Source organism: Flavobacterium sp. NLM, from assembly GCF_002210235.1.
GTDB classification, from domain to species: domain Bacteria; phylum Bacteroidota; class Bacteroidia; order Flavobacteriales; family Flavobacteriaceae; genus Flavobacterium; species Flavobacterium panici.
The window spans coordinates 359,494-368,045 of sequence record NZ_LIAC01000005.1 but is presented as its reverse complement, the minus strand read 5'-3'; the positions used below and the strand labels follow the sequence as shown (position 1 = coordinate 368,045).

Genomic DNA, 8,552 nt, shown 5'->3' with positions numbered 1-8,552 from the left:
TTGTCATTTCGAGGAACGAGAAATCGCACTCGTGAATCTACAAAGAGAATCGCCAATCTTTGCGGAGTTTCTAGTGCGATTTCTCGTTCCTCGAAATGACAAACTAGACGAATAAAAGAAACATTCAATACTTCTCCTCCAAAAAAGCAATCCAGCCTTTTTCAAATTCCTTAGTTGATATATTTAATGTTTTCTCAATATTACCAAAAGAAGCAATCAGTTTTGGCAGTATATCATTTCCCCATTTTTGGGTAAGATATTCGATTATCGTGTATCCAATATTGTAAATCTGATTACTGTGATTAAGTTCTGCTAAAGTTAGATTTTTGCTTTTGGCATATTTTACGCTTAAGGAATTTACTTCTCCAGCTTCAAAAATACTGATCGATTCCCAAAGCCAGCGCGGATATTCGGTTGCAAACTTTTTATCAAATTGCTTATCAAACTCGGTGCGGTTTTGTATTGTAATCGTTTCTTTTGCTTTGTTGATTAATATATTTAACTGAACGCAATGCGTAAATTCATGCAGAGCCGTTTTTAGCGGATCGTCTGGAAAAATCGAATTGAACCAGTTTGTCCAGACAAAATGAAATTCATTTGGACCGCGACTTGTGCCGTTTGCATTTTCTAAACCAGTAGCGACATTAAACTTGTATTGTGAGCCGTAAACAAAAACCTTTATCACGCCGTGTTTTACATCTTTTAAATTCGTTCTTATTTCAGCATAATTGCTTTCAAGATGTTCGCTTAGTTTTTCAGCCTCGCTTTTATAAATTCCATCGTAGGAAATAATAAAATGTTCCGATTCCAGAGTTTGGGCCTTGTGTTTAACGGTAAAGGTTCGAATTGTTCTTGTAACGTAAAAAACGCCAATAATAATCCCTAAAAGAATAATTAATAATTTGTATTTCCTCATGTGTTCTAAATGTTTTTTGAAATTTAAAAACAAGCAAAATATTGAGAATTAGGTTTTTGGTGTTTTAAAAATAAGAATATTTAAAGACTAAATACAAAAAGATTTAAAGAAATTTCTGAATTGTTAAGCTTTGGCAGTTTTAATCTTGCAATCCCAATAACTATCTGGAGCGAAGTTGTAAAGTTTTTTTTTAGCCACAGATTATTATGATTAAAAGGATTTTTTCTGTGTTTTGACACAAGGTATTGTCATTTCGAAGAGAATAACAAACGAATCGTATTTACTTTACTGAATAAGAAAGTTAAATAAATTGCCTCCAGTTTAAACTGGAGGTTTTTATGTTGGAAAAAAGAAAGGCTTTAGCCGAAAATTATGGAATGTCTAAGGCAATTCAATTATTAATCCTGTAATTAAAAGAAAAACAGATGCGCTTAATAAAAGCCATAGAATTTTTGGCAGGAGTTTAATTCTTTAATGATTAAAATAGAATTGACTAAAGAAAAAACGACAAGCAAACAGCATAGAAATAAACAACCAGTACTTCCGTACGCATATATCAAAGTACCTCTAAAATTTTCAAGATAATGTTTTGTCAAACAGCTTAAAAAGAATAAAGCAGGAATTGCAATAGCAAATTTTTGTGTTTCGTCAAGATTCCTAAATTTTTTCAATGTAGTTTTTGGTTGAGTTTTTGTTTTGAAAAGGAAAGTCTTCCGAAATTTACCTGTTTTTAATCTTCAAAAACACTTCATTTCTAAACCAATTTTCATCTTCTGAAGTTTCAAAAATTCGTTTTGGGAAAAATACACTTTGTCCTTTTGAGAGATATAAAATATAAAGATCATTTAGTTCTAAAACTTTTATGAAATTCGTTACTGCAATTGTACTTTCAGTTGTTTCATCAAAGCGAGAAATAATTTTGTCGTTGAAAATTTCATGCTCTCTTTCTGAAAGAATAATCTTGTTTTCTTTTGAGTTTGCAAATCTCCAATATTGAAAAAATGTAATTAGCGGAAATAGAAAGCCAAATACAATTATAAAAATATCAGAAGAATCTTTATTATCCTTAAATAGAATTGCAATAGCTAATAACAACATAATACCATATAGCCACCATCGTTTTTTTAATAGAATTCTAATAATAAATGAGAGGTATTCTTTTTTAGTAAAGTGAAATTTTTTGGTTTTGATCATTGGTAGCTTTTTGGATTTGCTGTAAAAGTAAAAATAGATTTTCTATATGAAAAAAATAATTAGAGTTGAAGGCATATTTGCTCATGTATGATAAATGTTCTTGATGATTTTTGCAATATTTTAAATTATAAAATTATGAGTACAAATCATTTTTCAGAAGAAGTTGAAACAAGAATAAAAGATTTTTTAATTAATTCCATCGGGCGAAAAGATTTAGCAAAAACAATACGGCAAGTAAATTACGCACTTTCGTTATGCTCAATGCGAGGCTGCGAAACTCTTGAATCTGAATTAAACAACATCGATGATAATTTTTATTGGCTGAATAAATTGGCAGAAGTTCTTGATCCTTACTTGGATATTGATTAAGCTATTTTTATAAGAAAAATAAGCTTTATTTTTTTGATTTGAAAAAGACTTTACTTTATGTTAGAATGTTAAGTGTTTGTATTATAAATGTTTAGAGCCTTGACAGGTTTTTTATAAAGTTAACTTTATTTTGTATCTTTGTCGCATGGGAATGTATAGAAGCATAAATAACGAAAAAATTGGTAATATTTTAAATTATTTGTCAGCCAATATTGAATATTTATCGATGACAAAGGCTTTAAAATTGCTCTATATTATAGACGAAACTTCTATCAGGGAAACCGGTTCGCCTATTACCTGGCTTGATTATAAGGTTTGGGAAATGGGGCCTGTAGCAGTTGATATTTACAATGAAATTAAGCGAAACGAGATTATTTGCTATCAAGGTAAAGATTTAACTGTTGGTAAATATATTGACTTGAATATCGTTGATAAAGAAGATAGGCGAGAAATATATTTAAAGCCTAAGACTAATTTTAATGAGACAATATTTAATCGATATGAATTAAACCTACTAGGTTTTACAGTTTCTACATTTGGAAAAAAAACGGCTCAGGATTTAATCAACTATTTACATGAAGAAAATTCTTTGTGGCATAAAACAGTAAAACTGCATAATTTAGAAGAGTTTTTTGCTACAGGACAAAGAAAAACAAACTACTCAATAGAATTTACTGAATTAATTCAGGATGATCCTATCTTATCTCTGGCAAATAAAGCGGCACAAGAAGCTTTAGAATTTCAACAACGTTTAGCAGATTATGGCGAAAAATGATAGTTTTCAGGAACGCCATTTATTACGCATAGAAGATTATGAATTTCAAGACGGAAATGGTATAAGAGATAAATACATGATTGTATTAAATAGAAGTGAAGACTCTGCTTTTATAATTCATACTTTAACAACAAAACAAGCTCAGGGATTTAATCCGTCAAATTCAGGATGTTTCGCAAAAAGTAATATCTCATTCTTTTATATTTCAAAAGATGAAGTTATTGGTGAAAGTGGCTTTTCTTTTGAATTGGACACTTTTATATTTTTTTCTAATAATATCAGAAAACAGTCTTTACAATCATTGCAAAAATATCCTGAAAAGAATGTGATTCTGCAAGATATCGTCAATAAGAACTTTTTAAAGCAGTTGATTGATTGTATGCTCAACTCAATTTTTATAACCTCTGAGCAAGCGGATAGTTTACGAAAAACCCGAATAAAATTATAGATCAACTCCAGTTTTTAACTGGAGTTTTTTATTTTAGTTTGTCATTGTCAAGAAGAAGGAATCGCAATCTTTGTGGTTACTTTGTCTTCAACGGATTAAAATCCGTTGCTGCAAAATGAATTATTCCTTCGGAATTTTATATAGCGTTCCGAAGAAACAAATTATATTTTAGGGATGGATTTTAATCCATCTTCGCAAGCATAATCGTCATTTTTGTCATTCCGAGGAACGAGGAATCTCCACTAGGAACTCGACAATCTAAATCGACAATCTTTGTAGAGCTACTCGTGGAGATTCCTCGTTCCTCGGAATGACAAAACTGCATGGATTTTCGGTTTAAAACATAGCGAATGGTTTTAACTATTTGGGTGCATTCATTATCGATAATCTAACTCCCGAGGCTATGTTTGAAATAGAATGCTTTTAAAAATAAAAATATGAAAGAAAGATTTATTTTGTTGTCACGTACTTTCCTTTAATAACCGATTCAACAAATAATTCTAAGTTACTTTGCATCATTGAATTTGTTAAGATCATTGTTAATTTATTTTTTGGATTTTCGTTTAATATAACAATGGCATCAAGTATTTTTTTTAATTGGTCACTAGAATAGAATGCATAAGAATTATAAATTGTGTAATTGTAGTATTTAAAATTTATGCTTTCTAAAATTTGTTCTTTCTTTTCAGATGTCCAATTATTTTCTGTTGCATAGTTCTTTACTTTTTTTGTGCAGTAATCGATGAAATATTTTTCATGTTCTGTCGCTAAAACTATTTTATCAATTAACATTTTATTGTTTTCCTTCGGCATTCCCATTGGGGGAGGATTTGTATGCCCAATTGCTGTTAAACAAGAGAACAAAACACTAAATAATAGAATTATGTTGATTTTTGCTTTCATGATTTGAAAATTTGAATAGTTGATATGAGTGTTTTTAATTTAGTCATAAAATAAAATATCTCCAAAACAAAAAAGCTTCTGATTTCTCAGAAGCTTTTTTAGTGCGGATAATAGGACTCGAACCTACACGCCTTGCGGCACCAGATCCTAAGTCTGGCATGTCTACCAATTTCACCATATCCGCGTAATTGTGGGTGCAAAGATAAGCATACTTTCGAATATTCAAAGAAAAATTTCAAAAAAAATATTAATTCTCTTTTTTGTACTTTTGGTTTTCTATAAAAATTATTTAAATGGAAAATATTAAGTCCTACGTTCAACAACATAAAGATCGGTTTATCAATGAATTGATCGAATTATTAAAGATTCCGTCGGTAAGTGCCGACACTGCATATTCACAAGATGTTATTGATACAGCAGAGGCTGTAAAAGAAAGTTTATCAAAAGCAGGCTGCGATTTAGTTGAAGTTTGCGATACTCCGGGTTATCCAATTATTTATGGAGAAAAAATAATCGACCCAAATCTTCCAACAGTTTTAGTTTACGGACACTACGATGTTCAACCGCCAGATCCATTAGAATTATGGACTTCACCACCTTTTGAACCGGTTATAAAAACTACAGATATTCACCCAGAAGGAGCAATTTTCGCGCGTGGAGCATGTGACGATAAAGGTCAGATGTACATGCACGTAAAAGCGCTTGAATATATGGTTCAAACTAATAATTTGCCTTGTAACGTAAAATTCATGATCGAAGGTGAAGAAGAAGTTGGTTCGGCAAGTTTGGCCTGGTTCGTAGAACGCAATCAGGAAAAACTGAAAAACGATGTTATTTTGATTTCAGATACTGGAATGATCTCTAACCAACAGCCATCGATCACGACAGGTTTAAGGGGTTTGAGTTATGTTGAGGTTGAAGTTACAGGTCCAAACCGCGATTTGCATTCTGGTTTATACGGTGGAGCAGTGGCGAACCCAATTAATATTTTGGCAAAAATGATCGCTTCTCTTCACGATGAAGACAATCATATTACGATTCCGGGATTCTATGATAAAGTTCAGGAATTATCTGCAGAAGAAAGAGCTGAAATGGCAAAAGCGCCTTTTAGTTTAGAAAAATATAAAAATGCTTTAAACTTAAATGATGTTTACGGCGAGAAAGGTTATGTAACTAACGAACGCAACTCAATCCGTCCGACTTTAGACGTAAACGGAATTTGGGGAGGTTACACTGGCGAAGGTGCGAAAACGGTTATTGCGAGTAAAGCTTTTGCTAAAATCTCGATGCGTTTGGTTCCAAATCAGGATTGGGTTGAGATTACAGAACTTTTCACAAAACATTTCACAAGTATTGCTCCGGCTGGAGTTACGGTAAAAGTTACGCCTCACCACGGCGGACAAGGTTACGTTACGCCAATTGACAGCATTGGATATCAGGCGGCAAATAAAGCGTATACAGAAACGTTTGGAGTTCCTGCAATTCCGGTTCGTTCTGGCGGAAGTATTCCAATTGTGGCTTTGTTTGAAAAAGAATTAAAAAGCAAAACGATTTTAATGGGATTTGGTTTGGACAGCGATGCAATTCATTCACCAAATGAGCATTTTGGAATTTTTAATTACTTGAAGGGAATTGAGACTATTCCGTTGTTTTACAAATATTTTGTGGAATTGAGTAAATAAGCTGATTTGCCGCGAAGGCGCTAAGACACTAAGTTTTTTAAGATATAGAATCCGTTCAGAAATGAGCGGATTTTTTTTGGAAAGAAATAAAGATTTTTTCAATTGTCTCCAGCTTTAGCTGGAGGTTTTTAAAAGAGATTAACATTGGCTTTAGCCGAATTATTAGGGATTTTGTTTTAATTAAATACAATACAAATTTGGCTAAAGCCTTTTCTTTTGTATTCCTTCTACACCTCCAGTTAAACCTGGAGGCAATAAAAAAAATATTCTTAAAGATTTGTTTTTGTGTGAATTAAAATAAATTTTTCCTAAATAAATTTGCATATTAAAATTTTAGCTCTACATTTGTAGAGTAAAATCTATAAATGTAGAACTATAAAGGATTGTTTAAACCCGAAGAGAAAAAACTTAGAAACTTAGCAACTCAGAATCTTAGACCTTAAAAATATGCAGCTATCAAACTCAGAAGAACAATTAATGGAACATCTTTGGAAGCTTGAAAAGGCTTTTATGAAAGATTTACTGGAAGCTTATCCAAAACCAAAACCGGCAACAACAACTGTTGCAACGCTTTTAAAACGAATGATTGATAAAAAATTTGTTGCTTACAATGAATTTGGAAATTCGAGAGAATATTATCCGCTCGTAAAGAAAACCGATTATTTCTCAAAACACGTAAACGGCTTAATAAGCAATTTTTTTAATAATTCGGCTTCACAATTTGCTTCTTTTTTTACGACTGAAACCAATTTATCTGCTTCGGAATTAGAAGATCTTAGGAAAATAATAGATTCAGAAATTCAAAAAAAGAAAAAATGACAGACTTTCTAATAAAATCGACAGTTAGCTTAAGCGTTCTTTTGGCTGTATACCATTTGCTTTTGCAAAAAGAAAAAATGTTTCGCTTCAACAGGTATTTTTTATTAGTCAGTTTATTGTTTTCAATAGTGGTTCCTTTAATGTCTTTTGAAATTCAACAAGATATTCCTATTGTGTACAATAATGCAATTCCGTTTTCGACTAATACAGGCCATCTTCCAATTCAAACAGAATTGATAGATATAAACAAAGATGAACAAACCAATTACTGGCTTTCTCTATTATGGATAATTTATGGCTTAATTACTTTAATACTAAGTTATCGGTTTGTTCAAAATATTTATAAAATCACATCTAAGGCTAAAGTATCTAAAATCATTGTGTATCAAAACATAAGAATGGTTTTACTCTCAGAGAAAACATTGCCTTATTCGTTTTGGAATTCCATTTACATGAATCAAGATGATTTTGAAAATGGACTAATAGAACAAGAATTGTTTACGCATGAAATTGCCCATGTAAAGCAAAAACATACCCTTGATGTGATTTTTATAGAAGTTTTGAAAACGTTATTTTGGTTCAATCCTATCTTTATTTTTTACAAAAAAGCCATTCAGCTTAATCATGAGTTTTTGGCAGATGAAAATGTAATAGCAGCACATCATGATGTTTATTTATATCAGAACCTTTTGCTCAACAAATTCAACATTGCCCAACCCATTTATTTGACTAGTAATTTAAATTTTTTATCAACAAAAAAACGACTTATTAGGATGACAAAAATCACTTCAAAAACAAGATCCCTTATGATGCAGTCCTTAGCTGTTTTAGGCCTTTTGACAATCTTTTTGATATTAGCTTTCAAACCATTGCCATTAAGTGGCAAAAAAACTATAGTAATTGATGCCGGACATGGAGGAGAAGATATTGGAGCGCAGATTGGTGCCGGGCAAGAAAAGAAAATTGTAGAAAATATTGCAAATAAAATAAAGCTATTAAATGGTAAAGATGAAATTGAAATTATTTTGCTTAGAAAAGATGACAGCTTTATTGAATTAAGCGAAAGAGTATCGGAAATAAACAAAATAAAGCCAAGTTTGGTCATTTCTTTACATGTAAATAGCTCAGAAAATTTGAATGAAAACGGGGTAAATGCGTATGTTTCAAAACAAAATGGTTTTTATGAAGAATCAAAGGAGAAGGCTGAAAATTTAGTTGATAAAATCTCAAGTGGAAAACTTGCCAAAGGTGAGGTTAAAGATGCAAACTACTTTGTGCTTAAAAACTCAAAATGTCCTGCATTATTAGTAGAAATTGGCTATTTGACAAATGAAAATGATAGAAATTATCTGATTAGCGAAAATGGACAAAATGAAATTGCAAATAAAATCATAGAATTCATAAAAATATAAACGTTTGTCAAGAAGCCTATAGCGCTGTCCCTTT

The 8,552-nt window shown here is 31.3% G+C and carries 9 protein-coding genes and 1 tRNA gene; 6 read left to right on the top strand and 4 right to left on the bottom strand.

The genetic code is table 11. The features are described 5' to 3' along the window. Positions 1–124 precede the first annotated feature (124 nt). Positions 125–916, bottom strand: a complete 792-nt coding sequence (locus APR43_RS08690) for a DUF6055 domain-containing protein (RefSeq protein ID WP_053469948.1) — start codon at positions 914–916, stop codon at positions 125–127. A gap of 720 nt (positions 917–1,636) precedes the next feature. Continuing rightward, the gene (locus APR43_RS08685; protein ID WP_053469949.1) at positions 1,637–2,110 is read right to left on the bottom strand and encodes a YcxB family protein; all 474 of its coding nucleotides are present in this window, start codon (positions 2,108–2,110) and stop codon (positions 1,637–1,639) included. Between the two features lie 135 nt (positions 2,111–2,245). Between APR43_RS08685 and APR43_RS08680 the strand changes: the two genes are divergently transcribed. The 3 genes from APR43_RS08680 (at position 2,246) to APR43_RS08670 (ending at position 3,702) form a co-directional block, all read left to right on the top strand. Continuing rightward, on the top strand, positions 2,246–2,479 hold the full coding sequence (locus APR43_RS08680) for a hypothetical protein (RefSeq protein ID WP_053470136.1): 234 nt from the start codon (positions 2,246–2,248) through the stop codon (positions 2,477–2,479). A 145-nt stretch (positions 2,480–2,624) separates the two neighbouring features. After that, positions 2,625–3,254, top strand: a complete 630-nt coding sequence (locus tag APR43_RS08675) for a Panacea domain-containing protein (protein ID WP_053469950.1) — start codon at positions 2,625–2,627, stop codon at positions 3,252–3,254. Continuing rightward, entirely contained in the window at positions 3,241–3,702 is a 462-nt protein-coding gene (locus APR43_RS08670; protein ID WP_053469951.1) for a hypothetical protein, read from the top strand. The genes APR43_RS08675 and APR43_RS08670 overlap by 14 nt, the downstream gene beginning before the upstream one ends. A gap of 450 nt (positions 3,703–4,152) precedes the next feature. Here APR43_RS08670 and APR43_RS08665 read toward each other — a convergent pair whose 3' ends face one another. Together APR43_RS08665 and APR43_RS08660 are read right to left on the bottom strand one after the other, a co-directional pair. Next, positions 4,153–4,605 carry a hypothetical protein gene (locus APR43_RS08665; protein WP_053469952.1) on the bottom strand — a complete coding sequence of 151 codons (453 nt, stop codon included), beginning with the start codon at positions 4,603–4,605 and terminating at the stop codon, positions 4,153–4,155. Positions 4,606–4,707: 102 nt separating this feature from the next. Beyond that, positions 4,708–4,789: transfer RNA gene (locus tag APR43_RS08660), tRNA-Leu, on the bottom strand. Between the two features lie 109 nt (positions 4,790–4,898). On the opposite strand from APR43_RS08660, the gene APR43_RS08655 reads away from it, so the two are divergent. The 3 genes from APR43_RS08655 to APR43_RS08645 all read left to right on the top strand — a co-directional run bounded on the left by APR43_RS08655 (position 4,899) and on the right by APR43_RS08645 (position 8,518). Next, on the top strand, positions 4,899–6,287 hold the full coding sequence (locus APR43_RS08655; RefSeq protein WP_053469953.1) for a dipeptidase: 1,389 nt from the start codon (positions 4,899–4,901) through the stop codon (positions 6,285–6,287). Between the two features lie 447 nt (positions 6,288–6,734). Further along, on the top strand, positions 6,735–7,106 hold the full coding sequence (locus tag APR43_RS08650) for a BlaI/MecI/CopY family transcriptional regulator (protein WP_053469954.1): 372 nt from the start codon (positions 6,735–6,737) through the stop codon (positions 7,104–7,106). Then, positions 7,103–8,518, top strand: a complete 1,416-nt coding sequence (locus APR43_RS08645) for an N-acetylmuramoyl-L-alanine amidase (protein ID WP_082356337.1) — start codon at positions 7,103–7,105, stop codon at positions 8,516–8,518. The genes APR43_RS08650 and APR43_RS08645 overlap by 4 nt, the downstream gene beginning before the upstream one ends. Positions 8,519–8,552: the final 34 nt, after the last annotated feature.

Bases quoted from the DNA above. Each gene is read 5' to 3' on its own strand.
- APR43_RS08665 (WP_053469952.1), bottom strand. From the start codon at position 4,605: ATGAAAGCAAAAATCAACATAATTCTATTATTTAGTGTTTTGTTCTCT.
- APR43_RS08685 (WP_053469949.1), bottom strand. From the start codon at position 2,110: ATGATCAAAACCAAAAAATTTCACTTTACTAAAAAAGAATACCTCTCA.
- APR43_RS08670 (WP_053469951.1), top strand. From the start codon at position 3,241: ATGGCGAAAAATGATAGTTTTCAGGAACGCCATTTATTACGCATAGAA.
- APR43_RS08680 (WP_053470136.1), top strand. From the start codon at position 2,246: ATGAGTACAAATCATTTTTCAGAAGAAGTTGAAACAAGAATAAAAGAT.
- APR43_RS08650 (WP_053469954.1), top strand. From the start codon at position 6,735: ATGCAGCTATCAAACTCAGAAGAACAATTAATGGAACATCTTTGGAAG.
- APR43_RS08655 (WP_053469953.1), top strand. From the start codon at position 4,899: ATGGAAAATATTAAGTCCTACGTTCAACAACATAAAGATCGGTTTATC.
- APR43_RS08645 (WP_082356337.1), top strand. From the start codon at position 7,103: ATGACAGACTTTCTAATAAAATCGACAGTTAGCTTAAGCGTTCTTTTG.
- APR43_RS08675 (WP_053469950.1), top strand. From the start codon at position 2,625: ATGGGAATGTATAGAAGCATAAATAACGAAAAAATTGGTAATATTTTA.
- APR43_RS08690 (WP_053469948.1), bottom strand. From the start codon at position 916: ATGAGGAAATACAAATTATTAATTATTCTTTTAGGGATTATTATTGGC.